Origin of the sequence: Kluyvera sp. Awk 3 (genome assembly GCF_028069715.1) — a bacterium.
Classification (GTDB): Bacteria; Pseudomonadota; Gammaproteobacteria; order Enterobacterales; family Enterobacteriaceae; genus Kluyvera; species Kluyvera georgiana_A.
Genome location: NZ_JANEWH010000001.1, coordinates 1 through 24,313 on the forward strand (window position 1 = coordinate 1; position 24,313 = coordinate 24,313).

At 56.5% G+C, this 24,313-nt stretch carries 21 protein-coding genes; 9 read left to right on the forward strand and 12 right to left on the reverse strand.

Annotation, left to right across the window (positions count from 1 at the left end):
• Positions 1-287 precede the first annotated feature (287 nt).
• The 4 genes from qseE to glnB all read left to right on the forward strand — a co-directional run bounded on the left by qseE (position 288) and on the right by glnB (position 4,171).
• On the forward strand, positions 288-1,724 hold the full coding sequence (qseE, locus tag NNN71_RS00005; protein ID WP_271457617.1) for a two component system sensor histidine kinase QseE/GlrK: 1,437 nt from the start codon (positions 288-290) through the stop codon (positions 1,722-1,724).
• A 17-nt stretch (positions 1,725-1,741) separates the two neighbouring features.
• The gene (gene qseG / locus NNN71_RS00010; RefSeq protein WP_163448304.1) at positions 1,742-2,434 is read left to right on the forward strand and encodes a two-component system QseEF-associated lipoprotein QseG; all 693 of its coding nucleotides are present in this window, start codon (positions 1,742-1,744) and stop codon (positions 2,432-2,434) included.
• On the forward strand, positions 2,427-3,764 hold the full coding sequence (glrR, locus tag NNN71_RS00015) for a two-component system response regulator GlrR (RefSeq protein ID WP_163448303.1): 1,338 nt from the start codon (positions 2,427-2,429) through the stop codon (positions 3,762-3,764). The genes qseG and glrR overlap by 8 nt, the downstream gene beginning before the upstream one ends.
• 68 nt (positions 3,765-3,832) lie before the next feature.
• A complete protein-coding gene (gene glnB / locus NNN71_RS00020; RefSeq protein WP_002914032.1) occupies positions 3,833-4,171 on the forward strand; it encodes a nitrogen regulatory protein P-II in 339 nt (112 codons plus the stop codon).
• Between the two features lie 45 nt (positions 4,172-4,216).
• Here the strand turns inward: glnB and dtpD are convergent, their stop codons facing one another.
• The 5 genes from dtpD to hmpA form a co-directional block, all read right to left on the reverse strand.
• Positions 4,217-5,671: a dipeptide permease DtpD gene (dtpD, locus tag NNN71_RS00025; RefSeq protein WP_271457618.1), complete on the reverse strand. Its 1,455-nt coding sequence runs from the start codon at positions 5,669-5,671 to the stop codon at positions 4,217-4,219.
• A gap of 59 nt (positions 5,672-5,730) precedes the next feature.
• Positions 5,731-7,878: a lysine decarboxylase CadA gene (cadA, locus tag NNN71_RS00030; RefSeq protein WP_163448342.1), complete on the reverse strand. Its 2,148-nt coding sequence runs from the start codon at positions 7,876-7,878 to the stop codon at positions 5,731-5,733.
• 90 nt (positions 7,879-7,968) lie between these two features.
• Entirely contained in the window at positions 7,969-9,300 is a 1,332-nt protein-coding gene (cadB, locus tag NNN71_RS00035) for a cadaverine/lysine antiporter (RefSeq protein ID WP_163448301.1), read from the reverse strand.
• 348 nt (positions 9,301-9,648) lie between these two features.
• Positions 9,649-11,154 carry a lysine decarboxylation/transport transcriptional activator CadC gene (gene cadC / locus NNN71_RS00040; RefSeq protein WP_271457619.1) on the reverse strand — a complete coding sequence of 502 codons (1,506 nt, stop codon included), beginning with the start codon at positions 11,152-11,154 and terminating at the stop codon, positions 9,649-9,651.
• Between the two features lie 136 nt (positions 11,155-11,290).
• Positions 11,291-12,481, reverse strand: coding sequence for an NO-inducible flavohemoprotein (gene hmpA, locus NNN71_RS00045; protein WP_271457620.1), 1,191 nt, complete (start codon positions 12,479-12,481; stop codon positions 11,291-11,293).
• A gap of 326 nt (positions 12,482-12,807) precedes the next feature.
• Between hmpA and glyA the strand changes: the two genes are divergently transcribed.
• On the forward strand, positions 12,808-14,061 hold the full coding sequence (gene glyA / locus NNN71_RS00050) for a serine hydroxymethyltransferase (RefSeq protein ID WP_163448298.1): 1,254 nt from the start codon (positions 12,808-12,810) through the stop codon (positions 14,059-14,061).
• 117 nt (positions 14,062-14,178) lie between these two features.
• Here the strand turns inward: glyA and NNN71_RS00055 are convergent, their stop codons facing one another.
• The 6 genes from NNN71_RS00055 to hcaE all read right to left on the reverse strand — a co-directional run bounded on the left by NNN71_RS00055 (position 14,179) and on the right by hcaE (position 18,967).
• Positions 14,179-14,601 carry a DoxX family protein gene (locus NNN71_RS00055; RefSeq protein ID WP_271457621.1) on the reverse strand — a complete coding sequence of 141 codons (423 nt, stop codon included), beginning with the start codon at positions 14,599-14,601 and terminating at the stop codon, positions 14,179-14,181.
• 148 nt (positions 14,602-14,749) lie between these two features.
• Positions 14,750-15,952, reverse strand: coding sequence for a phenylpropionate dioxygenase ferredoxin reductase subunit (gene hcaD / locus NNN71_RS00060; protein WP_271457622.1), 1,203 nt, complete (start codon positions 15,950-15,952; stop codon positions 14,750-14,752).
• A 9-nt stretch (positions 15,953-15,961) separates the two neighbouring features.
• Positions 15,962-16,774, reverse strand: coding sequence for a 3-phenylpropionate-dihydrodiol/cinnamic acid-dihydrodiol dehydrogenase (gene hcaB, locus NNN71_RS00065; protein WP_271457623.1), 813 nt, complete (start codon positions 16,772-16,774; stop codon positions 15,962-15,964).
• Positions 16,774-17,091, reverse strand: coding sequence for a 3-phenylpropionate/cinnamic acid dioxygenase ferredoxin subunit (hcaC, locus tag NNN71_RS00070; protein ID WP_163448295.1), 318 nt, complete (start codon positions 17,089-17,091; stop codon positions 16,774-16,776). Before hcaC ends, hcaB begins: the two co-directional genes overlap by 1 nt.
• Complete coding sequence (gene hcaF / locus NNN71_RS00075) at positions 17,091-17,609, reverse strand: 3-phenylpropionate/cinnamic acid dioxygenase subunit beta (protein WP_271457624.1); 519 nt, start codon at positions 17,607-17,609, stop codon at positions 17,091-17,093. The genes hcaC and hcaF overlap by 1 nt, the downstream gene beginning before the upstream one ends.
• Positions 17,606-18,967 carry a 3-phenylpropionate/cinnamic acid dioxygenase subunit alpha gene (gene hcaE, locus NNN71_RS00080; protein ID WP_163448293.1) on the reverse strand — a complete coding sequence of 454 codons (1,362 nt, stop codon included), beginning with the start codon at positions 18,965-18,967 and terminating at the stop codon, positions 17,606-17,608. The genes hcaF and hcaE overlap by 4 nt, the downstream gene beginning before the upstream one ends.
• A 135-nt stretch (positions 18,968-19,102) precedes the next feature.
• On the opposite strand from hcaE, the gene hcaR reads away from it, so the two are divergent.
• Positions 19,103-19,987: a DNA-binding transcriptional regulator HcaR gene (gene hcaR / locus NNN71_RS00085; protein ID WP_167575234.1), complete on the forward strand. Its 885-nt coding sequence runs from the start codon at positions 19,103-19,105 to the stop codon at positions 19,985-19,987.
• Positions 19,988-20,148: 161 nt separating this feature from the next.
• On the forward strand, positions 20,149-21,285 hold the full coding sequence (locus NNN71_RS00090) for a 3-phenylpropionate MFS transporter (RefSeq protein WP_163448291.1): 1,137 nt from the start codon (positions 20,149-20,151) through the stop codon (positions 21,283-21,285).
• Here the strand turns inward: NNN71_RS00090 and csiE are convergent.
• Positions 21,282-22,559 carry a stationary phase inducible protein CsiE gene (csiE, locus tag NNN71_RS00095; protein WP_271457625.1) on the reverse strand — a complete coding sequence of 426 codons (1,278 nt, stop codon included), beginning with the start codon at positions 22,557-22,559 and terminating at the stop codon, positions 21,282-21,284. The genes NNN71_RS00090 and csiE overlap by 4 nt on opposite strands.
• Before the next feature lie 116 nt (positions 22,560-22,675).
• Here csiE and NNN71_RS00100 point away from each other — a divergent pair, with 116 nt between their 5' ends.
• Both NNN71_RS00100 and NNN71_RS00105 read left to right on the forward strand, forming a co-directional pair.
• Positions 22,676-23,314, forward strand: coding sequence for a DUF1007 family protein (locus NNN71_RS00100; protein WP_271457626.1), 639 nt, complete (start codon positions 22,676-22,678; stop codon positions 23,312-23,314).
• Positions 23,305-24,288 carry a nickel/cobalt transporter gene (locus NNN71_RS00105; protein ID WP_163448288.1) on the forward strand — a complete coding sequence of 328 codons (984 nt, stop codon included), beginning with the start codon at positions 23,305-23,307 and terminating at the stop codon, positions 24,286-24,288. Before NNN71_RS00100 ends, NNN71_RS00105 begins: the two co-directional genes overlap by 10 nt.
• Positions 24,289-24,313: the final 25 nt, after the last annotated feature.

A 24,313-nucleotide genomic window follows, 5' to 3' on the forward strand; every position in this document is an offset into this window, starting at 1 on the left:
GTATATTGGCACACATCGTGCATAATATTAACCAGTGGCTCATTCACCTTCTTATGTCAGCCCCTTCGGGACGTGCTACATAAACTTCGAATGACGCACAACAAGGTGCCTGCCGTCCAGCAACTGATAATAGCGCTGCTTTATCAACCATCGGGCGAAACGTTGAGTTAGGCACCGCCTTATTCCATACAAAGCCGGGCTTTTGCCCGGCTTTGTTATTTCTGGCCTTTCCCTCGCTGATATCCTCAGTTAGCATGCCGGTACGTTGATTTACTGAGACACCTCCGTTGAAACGCCTCTCTCTTTCGCCCCGATCGCTGCGCCAATTGGTGACGCTGGCCTTTCTGCTGATTCTGCTGCCGCTGCTGGTACTGGCGTGGCAGGCCTGGCAGAGCCTGAACATACTGAGCGCGCAGGCTGAACAGACTAACCGTACCACGCTTATCGATGCTCGTCGTAGCGAAGCGATGGCTAACGTCGCGCTGGATATGGAACGGAGCTACCGTCAGTATTGCGTGCTGGATGACCCGACGCTGGCAAAGGTGTATCAGAATCAACGTAAGCGCTATAGCGATATGCTGGACGCACACGCGGGCGTGCTGCCTGATGAAACCCTCTACCAGCGGCTGCGCCAGAATCTGCACGACCTGACGCAGCTTCAGTGTACCAACAGCGGCCCGGAGAAGGCGGCGCTGGCCCGGCTGGAAGCATTCTCTACCGCTAACGCCGAGATGGTGCAGGCCACTCGCACCGTGGTCTTCTCCCGTGGGCAGCAGCTACAGCAGGCGATTGCCGAGCGCGGTCAGTTCTTTGGCTGGCAGGCGCTGGTGCTGTTCCTGGTGAGTCTGGCCATGGTGCTGCTGTTCACCCGCATGATTATCGGGCCGGTGAAGGGCATTGAGAGTATGATTAACCGATTAGGGGAAGGGCAATCGCTGGACGGCGAGGTGATGTTCCGTGGGCCGCGCGAGCTGCGATCCGTCGGGCAGCGTATTATCTGGCTCAGCGAGCGTCTGTCGTGGCTGGAGTCCCAGCGCCATCAGTTTCTGCGTCATCTTTCCCATGAGCTAAAGACGCCGCTGGCCAGCATGCGTGAAGGTACCGAACTGCTGGCCGATCAGGTCGTAGGGCCGCTCAGCGCCGAGCAAAAAGAAGTGGTAGCCATTCTTGATAGCAGCAGCCGTAACCTGCAAACGCTGATCGAGCAGCTATTGGACTATAACCGTAAACTCAGTGAAACCGCGGTGCGGATGGAGTATGTGGCGTTGGCGCCGTTGGTTGAGATGGTGGTTTCCGCGCACAGCCTGCCAGCGCGAGCTAAAATGATGCACACGCAGGTCGACCTGCAGGCGGCAGGCTGTCTGGCGGAGCCAACGCTATTAATGAATGCGCTGGATAATCTCTACTCGAATGCGGTGCACTACGGCACTGAATCCGGTAACATTTATCTCCGAAGCCGTCGGGAAGGGACTCGGGTCTATATTGATGTTATCAATACCGGCTCACCTATCCCGGACGCAGAAAAATTAATGATTTTCGAGCCTTTCTTCCAGGGCAGCCAACAGCGCAAAGGCGCGGTGAAAGGGAGCGGTCTGGGGTTAAGCCTTGCGCGCGATTCCGTGCGCAAAATGCACGGCGAACTGCATCTTCTTGATCCTCAGGACGGCAACGTCTGTTTTCGCATCGAGCTTCCGGCCCCTGGGCTTGAAAAAACAATCACCTGAATCGATATCGAGTGACTATGCCCCAACGATTAGCACGTACGGGTCAACGACGACGGCAGTGGCGAGACGGCCTGTTAGGCCTGGCCTGTCTGATGCTCTCCGGATGTAACGCCACGCTTCTACCGCACAATGCGGGGGCCAGCGGCGAGGTCAGCGAACCGCGCCAGCAGGTGGCGGATTACCTGTCGACCGATTGCGATGATATCTGGTCGCTAAACGGCGGTACTGCCGAAAACAATCCACTCTACTGGTTGCGCGGTATGGACTGTGCCGACCGTCTAACGGCGGCCCGCGCCCGTTCTGAAGCGAGCTCTCTGGCTGCCGACAGCTGGCAGGGCGCGTTTAAGCGCGGCATCCTGTTGGCGAATGCCAAAATTGCCCCCGCAGAGCGGCGTCAACTGGTCAACGATATTGACGCGCTGAGCCCGCAAATTCCTACTCGCATTCGTCCGCTCTACCAGGTATGGCGCGATGGTCAGGCGCTGCAATTGTCATTATCCGAAGAGCGCCTGCGCTATAGCAAACTGCAGGAAACCAGCGATGGTCAGCTGGACGCGCTGCGTCTGCAACAGCAGCAGCTCCAGGCTGAGCTGGACCTCACCACCCGCAAACTGCAAAACCTGACGGACATTGAACGCCAGCTTTCCAGCCGTAAGCCGGGCGCTGATATGTCACATCCGGCGGCATCTGATGAGGATAAACATGAGTAACCGTAAACCTGCGCACCTGCTGCTGGTGGATGATGATCCCGGCCTGCTTAAGCTGCTGGGAATGCGCCTGGTCAGCGAGGGCTACCGGGTGGATACGGCGGAAAGCGGTCAGCAGGGGCTTCGCGTACTGGCAAAAGAACGTATCGACCTGGTGATTAGCGATTTGCGCATGGACGAAATGGACGGCATGCAGCTGTTCAGCGAAATTCAAAAAGTACAGCCAGGTATGCCGGTGATTATCCTCACGGCGCATGGCTCTATTCCGGATGCGGTCTCCGCCACTCAGCAAGGCGTCTTCAGCTTCTTAACCAAGCCGGTGGATAAAGACGCGCTCTATAAGGCTATCGACGAGGCGTTAGAACGCTCTTCGCCTGCCAATGATGAGCAGTGGCGGGAAGCCATCGTTACCCGTAGCCCATTGATGCTGCGCCTGCTGGAGCAGGCGCAAATGGTGGCGCAATCGGACGTCAGCGTGCTGATTAACGGCCAGAGCGGCACCGGCAAAGAAATTCTGGCGCAGGCGATTCACAATGCCAGCCCGCGCCACGCGAAGCCGTTTGTGGCGATTAACTGCGGCGCGTTGCCGGAACAGCTACTTGAGTCCGAGCTATTTGGTCACGCTCGCGGGGCTTTTACCGGCGCGGTCAGCAATCGTGAGGGGCTGTTCCAGGCGGCTGAGGGCGGCACGCTGTTTCTTGATGAAATTGGCGATATGCCCGCGCCGCTGCAGGTGAAGCTGCTGCGCGTGCTGCAGGAGCGTAAGGTGCGCCCACTGGGCAGCAACCGCGATCTGGACATTAACGTGCGGATTATTTCCGCCACCCATCGCGATCTGCCGAAGGCGATGGCGCGCGGCGAGTTCCGTGAGGATCTGTTCTATCGCTTGAACGTGGTGAATCTGAAGATTCCAACGCTTGCCGAACGTACCGAAGATATCCCGCTGCTGGCGAACTACCTGCTGCGCCAGGCCGCCGACCGGCACAAACCGTTTGTGCGCGCGTTTTCTACCGATGCGATGAAGCGCCTGATGGCGGCCAACTGGCCGGGTAACGTGCGTCAACTGGTGAACGTGATTGAGCAGTGTGTGGCGCTGACCTCTTCGCCGGTGATCAGCGATGCGCTGGTGGAACAGGCGCTGGAAGGGGAAAACACCGCGCTGCCGACCTTTGTTGAGGCGCGTAATCAGTTTGAGCTCAACTACCTGCGCAAGCTGCTGCAAATCACCAAAGGTAACGTTACCCACGCCGCGAGGATGGCGGGCCGCAACCGCACTGAGTTCTATAAATTACTCTCGCGCCATGAACTGGACGCCAACGATTTTAAAGAGTAGCACCGTACATACGAGTGATTTATGATACGGTAAGCAACCGGTTACGCGATAAAAACGACAGGAACACCATGAAAAAGATTGATGCGATTATTAAACCCTTCAAACTGGATGACGTCCGTGAAGCGCTGGCGGAAGTGGGCATCACCGGGATGACGGTAACGGAAGTGAAAGGCTTTGGTCGCCAGAAGGGCCACACCGAGCTGTACCGCGGCGCCGAGTACATGGTCGACTTTCTGCCGAAAGTAAAAATTGAAATCGTGGTCACCGACGATATCGTCGATACCTGTGTGGATACCATTATCCGTACCGCCCAGACCGGCAAAATCGGTGACGGTAAAATCTTCGTCTTTGATGTGGCGCGCGTGATTCGTATCCGTACCGGCGAAGAGGACGACGCGGCTATCTAAGCCCGTAGTCAGCTGCCTGCGGCGATATGCAGGCAGCTCATCACGTTATTCCGTTAATGCTGCTGCCGGGCTACCGAGCAGGCGGCGCAGCGCGACCAGCGCCACAATGAGCGCCACGCAACCCAGCGTCCATTCCCCCATCTGTGAGAAAAAGTGCCCATAGGCGTCGATCGCCGTTTCGCTGATCTGTGATTCGGTGGTTTTTTGCGCCACCACGCCCGCCAGCCAGTTAGCGACGGAGCCGGTCGCCAGCATGTAGATACCAGTCAGTACGCCAGTAACGCCGGGCAGATTCAGACGGGTAATCTGCGCCATCGCTACCGGGTCAATAAACAACTCCGCGAACCCCATTAGCGCCAGACCTACGATCATCATCCCCATCGACGCCTGTCCGTGAAGTTGGGCGCCACGCGCGTTCAGCGCCAGCAGCATAAAGCCTGCGGCCATCAACGCCAGCCCAAAGGCGAACTTCAGCCACACTCGCAGCGTCGAACTGGCGCCGCCTTCCGGACGCGCAAGCCAGGCCAGCAGCACGCCAGCCGCCATGACTGCGATCGCGTTGACCGACTGGAAGAGCGCGGTCGGCACTTCGATATTCAGCCAGCGGCGGTTGACGAAGTGGTCGATAAACAGGCTGATAGAGCTGCCGCCCTGCTGCGCCAGTACCCAGAACAGCGTACCGGTGAGCATCAGCAGAACGATTTGCCACAGCGCGCGGCGGTGCTGCGGAAAACGCAGCATGATTCGCGCGACGATGCCGGCGGCAATCGCACAGACCAGCGCCAGCAGATAGCCTGACCAGTCATGTTCCAGCAGCAGCGTAAAGAATAGCGGCGCGATGCACAGCATCAGCACCAGCCAGCCCCAGGTCGGTAACGCGAACCTGACTGCGCGTAATGCCGGCTGGTTCACGCCCTGCGTGTGGCGGAAGTGACGGTGGCCGCTTAAGAACACCATCAGGCCGATAAACATCCCGACGCCCGCCAGCGCAAAACCGACGTGCCAGCCATACCACTGCGCCGCCAGCCCGCAGGCGATCGGCGCGGCGATGGAGCCGATATTACCCGCGGCATACAGCAGCGAGAAACCGCCGTCGCGGCGATGGTCGTCCGGCGCGTAAAGCTCGCCGAGCAGGCAGCTGATATTGGATTTAAACAGGCCGTAGCCGCAGATAATTATCGCCAGCGCCAGATACAGGCTCCAGGTCGCGTCAGATTCGACACCGAGCACCACGTGGCCGAGCGTCATCAATAACGCACCGGCAATTACCGCCGTGCGGTTGCCGAGCAGGCGGTCGGCGAGCCAGCCGCCCAGAATAGGGGTCACATAGACCAGAGAAGCGTAAGCGCTGAAAAGGTTGATTGCGTGGCTGTCGTTAAAGCCGAGCTGGTGGGTGAGATAAAGGATGAGGAGGGCGCGCATGCCGTAAAAGCTGAAGTATTCCCAGATTTGAATCGCCACGATGTAATAGATCGCGCGCGGTTGTGAGGGTGTTTTCATGTGAACTCCTTGCGGCGTGAAAAAAGGGAAGCGGCACGCCGCTTCCCTCTACTTTTTTATTATTTGCTGTTTTCAGCTTTCAGTACTTTTACGGTGTAACGGCCGTCAGCCTGACGATAAGCGCCATGGATGTCGGTTTCGAAGCCCGGATAGTGCGCGCCGATTTCGCACAGCATCTGCAGGAACTCCAGCACCGGACGGCTCTGTTCGGTGATTTTTTCACCCGGCATCACCAGCGGAACACCCGGAGGATACGGCAGGATCATATTGGCGTTGACGCGGCCAACCATCTCTTCCAGATAAACCTCTTCGGTTTCGCCGTGCAGCTCTTTCTGGAACGCGGTATACGGCGTCATCTCCATTTCAGGCAGCACTTCAAACGCGCGGAACATCAGGTCCGGCAGGTTGTGATGCTCAACCAGTTTATGGATATTCTGCGCCAGTTCCTGAATACGCATGTTTTCATAAAACTCCGGTGCTTCGCGGTACAGCGCCGGCAGGATGTTTTTCACACGCAGGTTCAGGTCGAACGCACGTTTGAACTCGGTCAGCGCGCGCAGCAGGCTCAGGGCCTTGGTTTTATCGATCCCGATGCTGAACAGGAACAGCAGGTTGTACGGGCCGGTTTTCTCAACGATGATGCCGCGCTCGTCGAGATACTTCGCCACCAGGCTTGCCGGAATACCGAACTCGTCCATGGTGCCGTCTTTCTTCATCCCCGGGGTCAAAATGGTGACTTTGATCGGGTCGAGGTACATGTGCTCGTTATCGATGTTTTTGAAACCGTGCCACGGGCTGTCGGAGCGCAGCGGCCAGCATTCCGGGCCATCGATATGATCCGGCTGCCAGACATCAAAGAACCAGCCTTCGGATTCGCCTTTCAGACGTTTGATCTCTTTACGGAACTTGATCGCGCGTTCAATAGAGCCATTAATCAGGCGCTTACCGGCATTACCTTTCATCATCGCCGCGGCGGTTTCGGTGGAGGCCACGATACCGTAGTGCGGAGAGGTGGTGGTGTGCATCATGTAGGCTTCGTTGAAGGTCTCTTCGTTGACGTCACCCTTCACGTGAATCATCGAAGCCTGAGAGAACGCGGCCAGCAGTTTGTGCGTAGACTGGGTTTCATAGATCACTTTACCTTCCACACGGCCGCCGCTCATCCCGCATTTACCGGCATAAATCGGCGAGAAGTTGGTGTAAGGCACCCACGCGGAGTCGAAGTGAATGGATTTCACGTCCAGCGTTTTCTTGATGTAGTCAGTGTTGTACAGCAGGCCGTCGTAGGTGGAGTTGGTGATAACGGCGTGTACCGGCCAGGTGGCGTTCGGCGTCTCTTTCACGCGTTTAGCAATCGTCGCGTGCTGGAATTCGCTTTGCGGAATTCCACCCAGGATGCCGTAGGCGTTACGGGTCGGGCGGAAGTAGATTGGCGTAATGTCGCTCATCATCATCAGATGGGTCAGCGATTTGTGGCAGTTACGGTCAATCAGTACGGTGCTGCCCGCCGGCGCGGAGTACATGCCGACGATTTTGTTGGCGGTAGAGGTGCCGTTGGTCACCATGTAGCTACGTTCGGCGTTAAAGACACGGGCAATATACTCTTCCGCTTCTTTGTGCGGGCCGGAGTGATCGAGCAGAGAACCCAGTTCGGAAACGGAAATCGACACGTCAGACTTCATGGTATTCGGGCCGAAGAAGTCATAGAAGATGCTGCCGACCGGGCTTTTCTGGAAGGCGGTACCGCCCATGTGGCCTGGCGTACAGAAGGTGTATTTTCCTTCGCGAACGTATTTGAACAGCGCTTTGGTCAGCGGCGGCAGAATGGTGTCGATGTACTCGTCGGTGTTCTGGCGAATTTTCGCGGCGATATCGTCGGCGGCGCCCAGCGCATACTCGAAGAAGCGAACCTGCATGCGCAGATCGTTGAGGCTCACGTCGAGGGTGGAGTAGCTGTTCGCGAAAGCGTAAACGGGCATGTACTCGTTCATCGCGCTGATCTCTTCACACAGCTCGAGATTATATTTGTCCCAGTCGAAGATCACGCCGCACAGACGGGCGTTGTTTTCGATCAGCTTCAGCAGGTCTTCGCGGTCATTCGGGTAAACAATCTGGAAGTTCAGGCCTTCCAGGGCGCGGTGAAGCTCACGGATAGGCTCTTCTTTAAAGTAGACGCCCATGTGGTTCATGATAGCAATAACGTTCATAGTCATAGTCATGTTTCCAGGTAAAGGAGGCCCTTCCCACCGCGTTAGCGGCAGGGGAGGAAGGGCCTGTAGAAATAGGGGAGTTAGCGGTTAGAGCGCTTCAGCCGGTTTGTTGTCGTGGTCGTCATGCTGACGCTGATGCATTTTGCGGCCATAGAACATCAGGATGACCAGGCTGACGATAAAGGTGCCGGACAGCTCGAAGGAGTTGGCCCCCATCAGCGCGATAAAGCAGAACGCGCAGCCCAGCACGGAGCACACCAGGCTCGCCGAGTTACGGATGTTGAAGCCTTCGAAGCGAATCAGGTCAACGCAGGAGTAGAAGTACGGCAGCATGGTCAGCAGAACCGCAATACCGGTCAGTTCACCGAACAGGTCAGAGGCTTTACCGCCGCTGGAGTTCATGATGGTGATGATAATCATCAGCGCGGTCATCTTGACGGCGGCCAGCAGCAGGCCTTTTTTCGGGATGCCGTTTTTATCGACTTCGCCGTACACTTTCGGGAAGTTACCATCGTTAGCGGCACGAACGCCTGCCTGGCCAACCAGCATCATCCAGGAGCCCAGAGAAGTCAGACACGCAAAGGCGGTAAAGGCAGACACCATTGGCGCAGCCCAGCTACCCATGATAGTCGAGGCGCTGACGGCGAACGGCGCGCCGGAAGAGGCCATCACGGAAGCCGGATACATACCGGAGATCACCTGGGTTGCGGCGATGTAAATCACGCCCGCAATCGCGGTACCGAGCATGGTGGCCAGCGGTACGGTACGTTTCGGGTTTTTCACCATACCGGTACTGACAGCGGCAGATTCCACGCCGACGAACGCCCACAGGCACAGCAGAATACTTTTGATCACCGCGTGCGGATCGGTGGTTGCCGAGGTGTTCCAGTTAGCCTGATAGGTTGCCATATCAAACCAGTGCCAGCCGATAACGGCGGTGATGACAACCGGGATAAGCACCAGCACCAGACCAATGGTCGTCAGACGGCTTACCCAGGTTCCACCGAGCATATTCACGAAGGTGAACAGCCAGACGATGGCAATACAGGCGATACCCGCTGGAATCGGGTCGTTTAATACTGGGAAGAAGGTCGATAAATAAGAGACGGCGGTAATCCCGATTGCCAGGTTACCAATCCAGTTGGCATGGTAATAAAGTACGCCGGTCTGGAAACCAAATGCCGGAGATAATTCACCCGCATAGGCAATTGGGCCACCCTGCTGCGGGTTTTTGGTCGCCAGTCGGGCATAAACATATGCCAGCGACATTGCGCCAATAATAGAAATTACCCAGCCCCAAATTGCAATACCACCGATGCTGGCGAGGTTTGCAGGTAATAAGGCAATGCCGCTCCCCATCATATTCCCGGCGACAACGCCGGTGCAGGCAAATAGCCCAATCTTCTTAGCGGAACTCATGTTCGTTTCTCCTGAGCAGTATTTTTAAGTGCGGACCGCGAGGTGAGCTATGGCGAGCGACCCGACCAACTGACGGCAATATTACTGAGCAGGCTAAGAGAAGTCCTAAAGTTAAAGTGAAATAAACACAAACATCGAAAAGATGAGGTGTTTAGCTTTTTGCATTAACATGTCAGGATAAAAAGTTTATATCACGAAAAGGTAAATGTTTAATAATTACAATGGAGTAGGGTTTGTCCTTGCTGGAGGGGAGATGTTGCTACAAGGTAACAATTAAAACCTTGCAACAACATCAATATTACATCTTGCGTGCCCTTATTTAACCATGATAATGACGGTCAACGCCCGCTAAGCGGTTTTAGACAGGAAGGTTTGCAGATAAGGAACAATTTTTTCTATCGATGTCTGGAATATTCCGTTCTGAATCCAGTACAGCGTATTGTCGCCGGGGCGTAAATTAAAGGCGGTGATATAGGCATCAGCGGCAAGCCGACTCTCACCTTTCATTTCGTACACTTTTCCCAGCACCACATAATTAAGCCATGACATTTCCAGCTCAATGCTTTTATTAATAGCCTCGTACGCGTTATCAATACTGCCTTTGCCTAACGCATCAATTGCCTGAATTCGATAAAGCACTGCGCTATTTTGCAGTTCCGGCATGTTGGCCACGTGATCTAATTCATGGCTTAACGCCACCAGTTGGCTGCTATCAAACGGTTGCTGCGAATGGCGTAATACATCCACCATCGCTTTCTGGGCATAGCCATAGGCGAAATCGGGCGACAGCTTAATAATACTGTCGAGCATGGCGCTCGCCTTAGTTAAAGACGGCGCGTCGCCCTGGGAAATTAATAACAGTGCCTGATAGAACTGGGCGAGTGACATCGGCTGGGGCATATCCAGATGTGCCAGCATGGTTTGCATCTGTGCTGGCCATGGCTGCGTCAGCGCGGTAGAAAGGCTGTCAAAAAGATCGCGCTGAATAGACACCAGGTTTCCGTCGGTGACGAAATAACGCTTATCAAGCATCTTTGAACTGTCGGCGTTATCCACCAACAGTACCGACATAAAGCACTGCTGGGCGCGGTAGTGACGCTGGTTGACGAAGCTGATGGTCAGCGTTTTCCCGGAACTGCTGGGCTCATTGACGTTGTAGTTGGTTTTGTCATGCACCATAAAGGTGGAGTAGGTATTCAGCGAGGTGGTGATCAGCGTTCCCAGCCCAATGGCGTAGGCCTGCTGTGATACCCAGTTATTGCACGATGCGCCCGGCTCAAAGCGTACGTCGATGTCGCGCGGGTTCAGCAACAGATGTGAGCGGGTGATCTGCGGATGGGGACGAATGACGGTCAGTAACACCATCGCTATCAGCACGCCCAACGAAAGTAGGAAGGCAAACTGAGTCCAGACGTTGGAGTACCAGCGGCGTTTCGCTTTGAGTCGCGGGGCCGCTGACGCGTTTGCCGGCGCAGCCGTGGGGGCTGGCGAAACGACCGGTGCCTCAGGTGTTTGATTCTCTTCTGTTTCATCAAGCCAGGTGACTTCAGCCGTGAGCTGATAGCCGCGTTTGGGAACGGTAATAATATAATCAATGTGCCCATCGTCGCCGTCACGCAGCGATTTGCGCAGCTCAGAAATGCTCTGGGTGACCACATGGCTGGTCACGATGTTCCGCATCCAGATGTTATCGATCAGTTCATCACGGCTCAGTACCTCCCCCGGATGCTGGGCAAAGTACATCAGCAGATCGATTAATCGCGGTTCCAGAGTGAGGTGTCGGCCTGCGCGGCTGATTTGATTAATAGAAGGCGTGATCAGCCATTCGCCAACGCGTACAACCGGTTGTTGCATATAAATGAATCGCCAAAGGATAAAAAATGGGACAGGAGATTAATCATAACACAATTCGCTGTCCGGTTTTTTGACCTTGCAGAGCGTACGATGGGGGAGGAAGACGGGCAAAATATGCCCGTCTGGAAAGAAAAGATTACAGTACTTTATGCGGACCGAAGCATTCATAGTGAATACGATCGCTGCTGACGCCTAGCGCCACTAACTGTTTGGCCGCGTGCTGCATAAAGGCAACCGGGCCGCAGAGGTAGAACTGCATCTCTGGGTTCTGTAGATTCGCGGCCAGTGGTTCCAGCGCCATCAGCCCTTCGCTATCAAAAGCGGCGGCTTGACGGTCTGCCTCGGTAGGCGCGCGATACCACAGGTGTGAAGTGAAATGCGGCAGCTCTGCGCCCAGCGCGTTGACTTCATCGGCAAAGGCGTGAACCTCGCCGTTTTCCGTGGCGTGGAACCAGTTCACCTGCGCCGGATGATGATTCTTCGCGAGCGTGTCGAGCATCGCCAGCATCGGTGTCTGGCCGACGCCGCCGGAAATCAGGGTCACCGGCGTTTGTGGCGACACGTCGAGGAAGAAGTCGCCAGCCGGCGCGGCCAGATGGACAATATCACCTTCTTTTGCCTCGTTATGCAGCCAGTTTGATACCTGGCCGCCATTTTCGCGCTTCACCGCAATGCGGTAACCCTTGCCATCTGCCTTGCGGGTCAGTGAATACTGACGAATTTCCTGAAACTCAAAGCCCTCGGGCTTCAGCCATACCGCCAGATACTGGCCCGGTTGGTAATCCGCTACCGGCTGGCCGTCTACGGGTTCCATTTCAAAGCTGGTAATCAGCGCGCTGCGCGGGGTTTTCTTCACGATACGGAAGGCGCGGGTGCCTTCCCAGCCACCGGTTTTGCCGGCGTTATCCTGGTAGATCTCTGCTTCACGCTTGATAAACACGCCTGCCAGTACCCCGTAGGCTTTGCCCCACGCGTCCAGCACTTCCTGGCCAGGGCTGAACATCTCATCCAGAGTCGCCAGCAGGTGTTCGCCGACAATGTTGTACTGCTCAGGTTTAATCTGGAAGCTGGTGTGCTTCTGGGCGATTTTCTCCACCGCCGGCAGCAGGGCAGGGAGGTTTTCAATATTGCTGGCGTAGGCGGCAATGGCATTGAACAGCGCTTCACGCTGATCGCCGTTGCGCTGGTTGCTCATATTAAAAATCTCTTTCAGCTCCGGGTTATGGGCAAACATCCGGTCATAAAAGTGGGCAGTAAGCTTTGGGCCGGTTTCCACCAGCAGCGGAATCGTGGCTTTAACGGTGGCGATAGTATGAGCATCAAGCATGGCAGGTCTTCCTTTCGTGTTATTAATTGTTGCATGTTAAATGCATCTTATAAAAATACCCCTGCTTTGTAAATGGTTCTTTGTTTTAATGGGGTCTCCTGGTTACAACATGAATAATTCGCATCACAATCCTGAAAAGAAATCCGTTTGCGCCCTGAAGCGCTTTATTGCTCAATCCCTTGTGTGGCTTGAAGGTAAACGTTTGCGTAATTTCGTTTGTCAAGACCTGTTATCACAGAACTAATCAGTTATACTGTGGGCCGTTGTCCAACAGGACTGCCTTTTTCAGGTCAAAATTTTATTGTTAGCTGAGTCAGGAGATGCGGATGTTAAAGCGTGAAATGAACATTGCCGATTATGATGCCGAACTGTGGCAGGCTATGGAGCAAGAAAAAGTACGTCAGGAAGAGCACATTGAACTGATCGCCTCCGAAAACTACACCAGCCCGCGCGTCATGCAGGCGCAGGGTTCTCAGCTGACCAACAAATACGCTGAAGGTTATCCGGGCAAGCGCTACTACGGCGGCTGCGAGTACGTTGATATCGTTGAGCAGCTGGCTATCGACCGCGCGAAAGAACTGTTCGGCGCCGACTACGCTAACGTGCAGCCACACTCCGGTTCTCAGGCTAACTTCGCTGTTTACACCGCGCTGCTGCAGCCGGGTGATACCGTTCTGGGTATGAACCTGGCGCAGGGTGGCCACCTGACTCACGGCTCCCCGGTCAACTTCTCCGGTAAACTGTATAACATCGTCCCTTACGGTATCGATGAGTCCGGTAAAATCGACTATGACGAAATGGCGAAGCTGGCCAAAGAGCACAAGCCGAAGATGATTATCGGTGGTTTCTCTGCCTACTCCGGCGTGGTTGATTGGGCAAAAATGCGCGAAATCGCTGACAGCATCGGCGCATACCTGTTCGTCGACATGGCGCACGTGGCTGGCCTGATTGCCGCTGACGTGTACCCGAACCCGGTTCCGCACGCTCACGTTGTTACCACCACCACCCACAAAACTCTGGCGGGTCCGCGCGGCGGCCTGATCCTGGCGAAGGGCGGCGATGAAGAGCTGTATAAAAAACTGAACTCTGCTGTTTTCCCAAGCGCGCAGGGCGGCCCGCTGATGCACGTGATCGCCGGTAAAGCAGTCGCGCTGAAAGAAGCGATGGAGCCGGAATTCAAAGTCTACCAGCAGCAGGTTGCGAAAAACGCGAAAGCGATGGTAGAAGTGTTCCTGAACCGCGGCTACAAAGTGGTTTCTGGCGGTACTGAGAACCACCTGTTCCTGCTGGACCTGGTGGATAAAAACCTGACCGGTAAAGAAGCTGACGCAGCCCTGGGCCGCGCTAATATCACCGTGAACAAAAACAGCGTCCCGAACGATCCGAAGAGCCCGTTCGTGACCTCCGGCATCCGTATCGGTTCCCCGGCTGTTACTCGTCGCGGCTTCAAAGAAGCGGAAGTGAAAGAGCTGGCTGGCTGGATGTGTGACGTGCTGGACAACATCAATGATGAAGCCACCATTGAACGCGTGAAAGCGAAAGTGCTGGATATCTGTGCACGCTTCCCGGTTTACGCGTAAGCGTTAATCGTGTGATGTGAAAAAGGCCGCGTATGCGGCCTTTTTTTCTGCCCGATGGCACTACGCTTATCGGTCCTACTCGTAGGCCTGATAAGCGTAGCGCCATCAGGCAAACCATCAGCGCTTATCTAACGAAATTCTGCCCGGCCCGACGATCGCCAGCAGCAGGAACGCCCCCGAGATACTGATATTTTTGTAGAAGTTAATCATATTTGGCATCACCGCATCGCCGGTCATGTTCCAGTAGTGGTGGCCAATCACCGCTGTCCCCAACGTATAGAACAGAAAAATCACCGCCAGCGGACGCGTAAAGAACCCCAGAATCACCAGAATAACGGCGGGAACTTCCATCACGATCGCGATGATAGCCGCCAGCGCCGGCATCGGTGTGCCAATGGAGGCCATGTACTGCACCGTGCCGTTGTAGTGGAGCATTTTGGGATAGCCGGAGAGAATAAATAGCAGCACGATAGCGATACGGGCAATCAGCAGCAGCAGATCGCGCGAAGCGCCAAAGTCGAGATAGCGAAGCGAGTTCATGGCAGTTCCTTTGGGTAAGTACGTTTGATTTAAACGTAATACACAATTTTGTGGCCTGCCACACAGGGGCGAAAAATCAGTAGATTGGATGGTACTTTGGTATGGCCCCTTCGCCGTAGCGATAAGAAGGGGCCGTCATGCGCACCTGCTATAGCGATTTTAAGGGTACGCTTTCATCACAAAGGGCGTCTTCACTGACTACGCGTCCTGACTGAATCAGCTTACGCAGCACGCGTACTTCGCGCCCGTTGTTCAGTGCTACCGCGCCTGCCAGCGCGCCTTCACGTAGCTGAAGCCAAATGGCTTTCCTGTCGCCCTGTTCACCACGACATAACCAGTTTTCTCCCTGCATTTCGCCAACAAACTGCAGGTTATCACTGTATTGATCGGTCCAGAACCAACCCGGCGTGGCATCCGGCACGGGTAAACCGAGCATGGCAGCGGCGGCGACCTGAGCCTGGAAGTTGGCATTTTCCCAGCTTTCGATGCGTCTTAACGAGCCGTCTGGTTGACGAGTGAGCGCCACATCACCGGCGGCGAAAATGGCCGGATCGGCGGTGGCACAGGTGCTATCGACAATAATACCGTTAGCGGTTTCCAGCCCCGCTTCGCGTGCCAGCGCATCGTTGGCCACGATCCCGATACCGTAAACCACGGCATCAGCCTGTAGCGTTTCGCCATTTTGCAGGGTGAGCGAGAGGAACTCGCCCGCTTCGGCGTGCTCAATGGCGTTGTTGAGCAGCACCCGCACGCCGGCTAGCTGATGGCGTGCCAGCAGATAATCGCGTACCGGAGCAGGAGCATTGCGGCCCATCACCGTATCCGCCAGTTCGACTACCGTGACGCGGCAACCGCGCTGGGTGGCGCTGGCCGCCAGCTCCAGGCCGATGGTGCCTGCGCCGACGATGACGATCGATTTTCCCGGCTGTAGCGCTGCCCGGAGACGCTCGGCATCGCCGGCATGACGCAGGGTAAAGCAGCGCTCGCCCAGCGCATCCAGCAGCGGCAACGGCCTGGCGGCGGCGCCGGTAGCCAGCAGCAGCTGTGACCAGCGGTAGGTTTGCCCATCGGCGAGCGTTAGCGTGCGGGTAGCGCGATCGATCGCGCGTATCGTGACGCCCATATGCAACTGCACGTTGTGTTCCTGCCACCAGTTGGCGGGCAGAACGGGCTGAAGCTGTGGGTTATCGTCCAGCAGCATGGCCTTCGAGAGCGGTGGGCGCTCGTAAGGCAAATGCATTTCGTTGGAGAAAAGATGCAGCGGCCCGCTAAACCCCTGCTGTCTCAGCGCGGCGGCGGCCATCGCCCCCGCCTGGCCGCCGCCGATAATGGCAATAATCTGTTCGCTCATGCTCGCTCCTTACAGATCCAGACCGGCGGCCACGTGGCGGATCCCACGGATCCCCAGCCCGGCATCGGCGTTGATCATCACGCCGCTTAGCGTACGGTTGTTGCGGCGTGAAGCCAGCATCACGTACGGGCCGGTGAAGTCAGCCGGTTCCGGGAAGAACTGCAGCGGCAGAATGGCGGCAATTTTCTCCGGCGTCAGCGACTGCATTATTGAGGTATCGTTCTGACCGAGCGCCTGCGGGCCACGCAGATCGGTGGCCATGCCGCATGGGCCGACACCGTTCACCCGCACCTTCGGCGCCAGCTCGTAGGCCAACTGGCGAATCAGCCCGGTGGCCGCGTGCTTGCTGGCGGTATACAGCGGCCCGCCGCCGCCCGGATACCAGGCCGCGTTAGAGAGGGTAAAAATCATGCTGCCTTCGCTGGCGATAAGTGCGGGAGCGCAGGCTTTCGCGCCCAGCAGATAGCCCAGCACGTTAACGTTAAACAGCTCGTGGAAGCCGCTCTCCAGCGCATCCGCAGGCGTATTCACCAGGGAAGCGTTGTGATCCCAGATCCCTGCATTGCCGATAAAGCAGTCCAGTTTGCCAAAATTGATGAGGATCTGATCTACCGCGCGCTGGTAGTCTGCATAACAGGTGACATTACCTTCTACTGCCAGCAGATGATCGCCAAAGCGTTGGCGCAGGCTGGCGACTTTGGCTGGCGAAAGTTCCAGCGTGGCAACCTTCGCACCTTCATCAATAAAGCGTTCGACCAGTGCCAGCCCCAGCCCGGAGCCACCGCCGGTAATAAACACAACGTTATCGCGTAAATCGCTCATCAGGCCTCCTCGGGTAAATCAATAAACACCTCGCCGCCTTCCACATGCACCGCATAGGTGGTCAGCGGATCGGTGGCGGGCAGGCACAGCGCTTTGCCGGTTTTCAGGCAGAAGCTGGCGGCGTGCAGCGGGCATTCCACCGTCGCATCGTCTTCCAGATAGCCCTCTGACATAGAGGCGTTGCCGTGGCTGCAGCGGTCGTTGATGGCATAAAACTCGCCGCCGATATGGAACAGCGCGATGACGGGCGAGGTCTCCAGGCGGAGGGCTTCCCCCTCCGGTAGCTCCGTGGCGGAGCAGGCCAAAATACGGTTCATCAGAAAAGAATGCTCAGGTTGTGGGAGGTGATCACCGCCTGATCGAGCACGATCTCTCGTGCCAGCAGACGCCACGTGTCGTCAGGTAGACGACGGACTTTATCCACGCGTGTACCGACGTAGAACGTTTCATCACGCTCCTTTTGCGCACGGTACAGCAGGTAGTTAAGGCGTACGGCGAACACATCCGGCTGGTCGGTTTCGCTCACCTGCAGGTTACTGATCATGTGGCGGGTGCGGGAAGGCGGCTCCTCCGCCCACGCCATGCCGGTTTCCAGTCGCGCGATACGGCGTTCAAGCTGGTCTTTATTGTCGTTGAAAATCCAGGTGGTCGGCGGCTGTACGCCTTTACGGCGGTCGCGCGTCTGGGCATTCACCGTGGTACTCATGGTGTAGCGAATCTCTTCATCCAGTTGCGCCAGCCAGTCGCGAAACTGCCAGTCGTCCAGCAGACGCGCTTCTTCATACAGGAACTGGCTGATGCGGTGATGCAGCTCAGGGGAGACTAACGCGCTCATTTGATCACCTCCTGCTGGTATGCGGCGGTTTTTTCCTGCACTTCCTGCCAGCTTTCGCTGCTTAATAAATCGGCCCAACGCTGATACATGCCGCGGGCGGCGGTTTCCGAGAAGATGTAGTTGGTGATCCCTGGAATGCCGTCTTCACGACGTTTTTCCTGGCCGAGCCCCATCTCCAGGCACAGGTTGGTGTTGCGTGCCCGGTGGCCTTTGAGCAATTTTTGAATTTCACACCAGTTTTCCGAATCGTCCTGCTCAAGGAACCCCGCCGGTCCGAAAGCGCGGGTGGCGCTGTTTTCAAAAGCGGCTTTGACTTCATCAGAAGCGGCTTTATCGGCGATGCAGAACGCCCATACTTCGACTTTGTCCGGCCCGCGAGGGTGCCAGACGCGCAGCGTGGCGGTGCCATTCAGCCAGGAGAGGGTGGGGAAAATGTTGTTGTGACCGGCGAGACGCAGCGCGCGTACCTTGCCCAGACGCTGCTCGGCCTCTTCATAGGTATCGCGATAGTAGCTGGAGACTTCACCGTCGACCCAGACGTTGGCGTCCGGTTTCTCGGTAAAGAAGAAGCCGCTGCCGTGTCCATCCTGGCCGAACTGCAGCGCGTCTTTGGCGGTTTCCCACACCGGGCGGGCGGTCTGACCGTCGCCGAGGCGCTTATCGCTGCCGTCATCCTTCGCCCCCAGCACCTGCACGGCGGAAGCGTGGCTGAACAGCGCGTGATACTGATCGCTGGCGAACTGTTCGGCGGGGAATTTCCAGTTACAGTCGATGGTCCACTTCTGCACGCCGCCGACGATTTCGGTGCCGCCTTCACGGCGATCCAGCACGCCGTCGAGATACCAGGCGATGTCGCCGAGATAATCGCGCAGATTCGGCGCGCTGGTATCCCAGTTACCGAAAATCAGCCCTTTGTAACTCTCGACGCACGGCACTTCGTTCAGCCCCCAGTGGGATTTGCACAGCCCTTGCGGGTAGGCGCGTGGCTCCAGCGGCACGTCGATCAGCTCGCCGTTAATGCCATACGACCAGCCGTGATATGGGCAGGTGAAGGCGCGGGTGTTACCGCAGTCGGCGTAACTCACGCGCATCGCGCGGTGGCGACACTGGTTGAGAAACGCCTTGATGCTGCCGTCCTTCTGGCGCACCACCACCACAGCGTCTTCGCCCATATAGGTGTTAAAGAAATCGCCCGGTTTGGGGATTTGGCTTTCGTGGGCCAGAAACAGCCAGCAGCGTCCGAAGATGCGTTCCAGCTCCAGTTGGTAAATGTCAGGGTCGGTATAAATTCGTGGGGTTACGCGACCGTGTTGGGTATCAATCAGTTGGTAGATGTCTAAATTTGAGGGTGTGGTCATATTTTTTAATCCTGAAAGCTAAGATGTATTGACCTTCTTTTTTTGTGCCCTAAGGATGTTGCTGGTTGGTTATCAATCTGTGAAATAGTAAATATCTACCAGCTGAGACGTTTTTTCGATAACAAGGAGAGGGACATGGAACTGAGGCACCTACGCTACTTCGTCGCGGTGGCGCAGGAGTTAAACTTCACCCGAGCTGCAGAAAAATTGCACACCTCGCAGCCCTCCCTGAGTAGTCAAATACGCGATCTGGAGCAGTGCGTGGGCGTCGCGTTGCTGGAACGCGACAAGCGCAAAGTGACCCTCACGGCAGCCGGTGAGTGTTTCTTGCAGGATGCGCAGGCCATTCTGGACAATGCGGAACAGGCCAAGCTGCGGGCGCGTAAAGCGGCGCTGAATAACGACCATCTGGCGATTGGCTTTGTCCCCTCCGCCGAGGTGAATCTGCTGCCAAAGGTGCTGCCGATGCTGCGTCTGCGTCAGCCTGAAACCCATATCGAGCTGGCAAGCCTGATTACCACGCAGCAAGAAGAGAAGCTGCGGAGCGGTGAACTGGACGTCGGGCTGATGCGTTATCCTGTTCACGGGCAGGATATTGAATTTATTGAGCTGTTTCATGAACCGCTGGTGGTGGTGCTGCCGGTAGGTCATCCACTATCCCGCGAGGAGAGTATTTCCGCCCAGCAGTTACACGGTGTGAACTTTGTCACCACCGACCCGGACTATTCCGGCGAACTTTCATCGGTAGTCAACGCGTGGTTTGAGAAAGAGCGCAGCCAGCCGAATATCGTACAGGTGGCGACCAATATCCTGGTGACCATGAACCTCGTTGGTATGGGACTGGGGGCCACTTTGATACCCGGTTATATGAATAATTTTAATACCGGACAGGTGGTTTTTCGGCCAATTAAAGGCGAAGCGCCGACGCTGGCGCTGCTGATGGCGTGGAAAAAGGGCGAGCTAAAGCCCGCCCTAAGGGATTTTATCGAGCTGGCGCAAAGACCGTTGGTTGAAGCTTAACGCGGGCGTGCTTCTCAGCGGCTGCCGTTTGGGCGGACAACTCTGGAGTGATAAAGAAGGAAGGTGATGCTCGTCACAATTTTCTGGTAACTACCTGCGTTAGTACTCTCCAGAATATGGAGAGAGTCATTAGACTATCGCCTCCATAACGGGAGGAACCCATGGTTTTGCACTCCACGCGCTGGCTGGCGCTCAGTTACTTCACCTACTTCTTTAGCTACGGTATTTTTCTGCCTTTCTGGAGCGTCTGGCTCAAAGGCGCGGGGCTCTCTCCCGAAACCATCGGTTTGCTGCTCGGCGCCGGGCTGGTGGCCCGTTTTCTCGGCAGCCTGCTGATTGCGCCGCGCGTGAGCGACCCCTCGAAACTGATTAGCGTTCTGCGCATTCTGGCGTTGATGACGCTGCTGTTCGCGCTGGCCTTCTGGGCGGGCAGCAACGTAGCGTGGCTGATGGTGGTGATGATCGGGTTCAACCTCTTTTTCTCACCGCTGGTGCCGCTGACCGATGCGCTGGCCAATACCTGGCAAAAACAGATAACCATGGACTATGGCCGGGTGCGCCTGTGGGGGTCGATTGCCTTTGTGATTGGCTCGGCGTTGACCGGCAAGCTGGTGAGCTTGTTTGACTATCATGTGATTCTGCTGATGCTGAGTCTGGGCGTTGCTTCGATGCTGCTGGGCATGTTGCTGAAGCCGTCGGTGATGCCGCTCGGCGAGTCCCGTCACCAGGAATCAGTGGGCTGGCCGGCCTGGCGCGCGCTGGTGGTACAAAACTGGCGTTTCCTTGCCTGCGTTAGCCTGCTGCAAGGCGCGCACGCCGCCTATTACGGTTTTAGCGCGATTTTCTGGGAAGGCGCAGGCTACTCGGCGTCGGCAATTGGCTATCTTTGGTCGTTAGGCGTGGTGGCGGAAGTGCTGACCTTTGCCCTGAGCAAAAAAGTGTTTCGTCGCTTTAGCGCGCGGGATTTACTGCTGCTCTCCGCCATTTGCGGCGTGATTCGCTGGGGGCTGATGGGCTGGACCACCAGCTTACCGTGGCTGATTTTGATTCAGATCCTCCACTGCGGCACCTTCACCGTCTGCCATCTGGCGGCTATGCGCTACATTGCCGCGCGCCAGGGCAGCGAAGTGATTCGCCTGCAGGCGGTCTACTCGGCGGTGGCAATGGGCGGCAGCATTGCGGTGATGACCATGTTTGCGGGCTTCCTCTACCAGCATCTGCACCAGGGGCTGTTCTGGGTGATGGCGCTGGTGGCCCTGCCTGCGCTGGTGCTGCGGCCAAAAGCCGTCGTCCGCTAGGTTTCGAGGATCTGGCAGATACGCTGCTGCTGATGTTCGCTGAGCGACTGCTCGGCGTGGATCAGTGGCGGCGAAAACAGCGGCAGCACAATCGCGTAAGGCGATATCACCAGCGTGCTGTCCTTTGGCGCCCCTTCTTTCTGGAAAATATGTGCCGCCAGATATTTCACGTTAAGCGGCAGCAGGGTCAGCTCCCGCAACTGCTGCTCAATCTCCTGTTCCAGCGCCGGGTTATCGCCGGTCAGTAATACCACCTGTTTCTCGTGCAGCTCGCTCTCCTGCATTAACCCCGCGCCGAAAATCACCGCAATCAGCGCCGCTTCGTCATCGCTGAAGCGCAGGGCGTAACGTGTTTCAAAATCAGCCAGCGCGCTGCGGGTGGTGCGAATCAAACGCGGATAGAGGCGATGGATCTCCTCCGGTAGATGATGATCGATGCCGATCCCGAACACACACCGGTTGAGCGCCTGCGATAAATGAACATAAAGCTGGTTGTGCAGCGCGCGTTCGTCGGTAAAGTGACATCCGGCAAGCTGCTGGAAGCGATCGACCAGATGGGATATCGCCAGATGTAGCTGCTGCTCCTGCTGGCGGCCATCGTCGTGCGGATTGGGGATTTTCAACAGCATAAAGAGTAGGGCGAGGAAATGCTGTTCATAAGGGTCAGGCGTCTGCATAACACGGCGCTGCCAGTGGCGCACGATATCCGCCGCCATCTGGTATTCGTCGGTCGACTGGGTCCAGGCGCTTTGCAATGTTGTGAACCGGGGGCTGACACCCTGATGATGTTGCAGCAGACAATATTGTAAATACAGGCGTAAAAACTGACCGTCCCGGCACTCAAACTCGCGCTCCAGACTGCGGGCACAGCGGTTAACCAGCGCCTGGAGGTTGGTTTCATCATACAGCGTTCGGGCAATTTTCAGCTGTTTCAGCTGCGTTTTGATAGCCGGTGTAAAATGGTTGGCGACAAACTGCGGGCATAGCCGCAGCGCACGGCGCAGCCAATGCAGCAGACACAGGCGCAGGTCGAGGGTGGTGCCTTCAATCCGATAGCTGCCATCCGCCTGAGTGGCGATTGCCAGACGATGGTAACGCTCAATCTCCTCGCCGGCGTCAACGATATCTTGCCGGGCGGTTGAAACATCGACATTATTCACCATGCCAATGTATTCCGCGGTAATAGTATGCCCTGGGAGATACAGCATCAGCAGCGCCTGGCAGCGGCGCTGGGGACTGGAAAGCACAGATGGCGGTTCAAGTACGGTCATCATCAGCTAGATCCAGTTTTAGGTAACCAGGATTAAGGATAGACAAAAGATAGCGGCGACCACGGCGCTTTCGCTAAGGAATGCTGGCGACGCTCACAGAATTTTTCACTGAGGAACGGATGAAGAGAGTGAAACAATGCGCGGTAATGGTGTTTCTTGCGTTTTTATCATTAAACGCCAGGGCGCATCCGCACAGTTTTATCACCATCACCAATCAATTGGTGGTGAGCGATGGCGCGCTTACCGGCATGAAAATGCGTTGGGTGATGGATGAACTCACCTCGGCCGACCTGCTGTACGACGCGGGTAATGCAAAGCCGGGGGATGAGGTATGGAAAAAACTGGCGGCGGAGGTGATGGCCAACGTGCTGGGGCAGCATTACTTCACCGAGTTCTGGCACAACGGAAAAAAGGTGAAGTTTAACAATCTGCCTGAAGACTACGGTCTGGCGCGTCAGGGGCATCAGGCGGTATTGACCTTCACGCTGCCGCTGGCCTCACCGCAACCGCTGGCGGGGCAAACCTATACGTTCTCCACCTTTGACCCGACCTATTATGTCGATATGAGCTACGAAAAAGACCGCGACGTGGCGTTTGCCGCAGATTTTAAAGGCGCGTGCAAGGTTCGTGTGCACACGCCGCAGCCTAACGAAGAGATGCTCTCCTACGCGCAGTCGCTCGATAAAGAAGACGCGCCGGAGGAGGATATGGAGCTGGGAAAACAGTTTGCCCAGAAGGTGACCGTGCAATGTCAGTGATTTCCGTTAACCGACGCCGTCCGCCGCGCCGCTGGGTCTCGCTCTGGCCGCTGGCGCTGTTTCTTGTTGCCGCTGCAGTAGGGCTGGTCTGGCTGTGGCAGGCGTGGCCGCAGGTGATGCTGAAAAGCGTTATCTGGCAGCGTGACGTGAACCAGCAGATGAGCGGTCTACTGAAAGCGGTGGCTGATAATCCCACCCAGGCGGGCGGCGCGCTGCTGCTGTTCAGCTTTGCCTACGGCGTGTTGCACGCGCTGGGGCCGGGACACGGCAAAGTGGTGATTACCACCTGGCTGGCGACCCATCCGTCAAAACTCAAGTCGAGCATCGGTCTGACGCTGGCTTCCTCATTATTACAGGGGCTGGTGGCGATTGCGTTGGTGGTTATTGTGCTCACCGTATTACGGCTTCCGGCGCGGCAGCTGCATCTCAGCAGCTTCTGGCTGGAAAAGGGGAGTTACGCGCTGGTAGGCGTACTGGGGCTACTGCTGTGCTGGCGGGCGCTGAAAAAGCTGCGCTTACTGCTGCGTAAACCGAAATTCACCGCCTTTACGCCGCATCATGTTCACCATGACGGCTGTGGCTGCGGACACCAGCATTTGCCGAACCCGCAGCAGCTTGAACAGAGCGACGACTGGCGCGCGCGGCTGATGATTATTCTTTCGATGGGAATGCGCCCTTGTTCCGGCGCCATTATGGTACTGCTGTTCAGTAAAGTGATCGGCGTCTTTAGCTGGGGCGTTGCTTCGGCGCTGGCGATGGCGGCAGGGACGTCACTCACCATCTCGTCGCTGGCGCTGCTGGTTCACGGTTTCCGTACGCTGGCGGTGAAGCTGAGCGGCAATAAAACACCGGTGCTGTGGCGGCAGGTGGGCTGGACGACGCTGGCCTTAGCGGGCGGCGTTATTCTGATTGCCGCGGCGGTGGTGATGTGGCTGAGCGCGGTGCCGGTGGGCAGAGGGCTGAGACCGTTTTAGCGTTGATGTCGAGGGACATAAAACG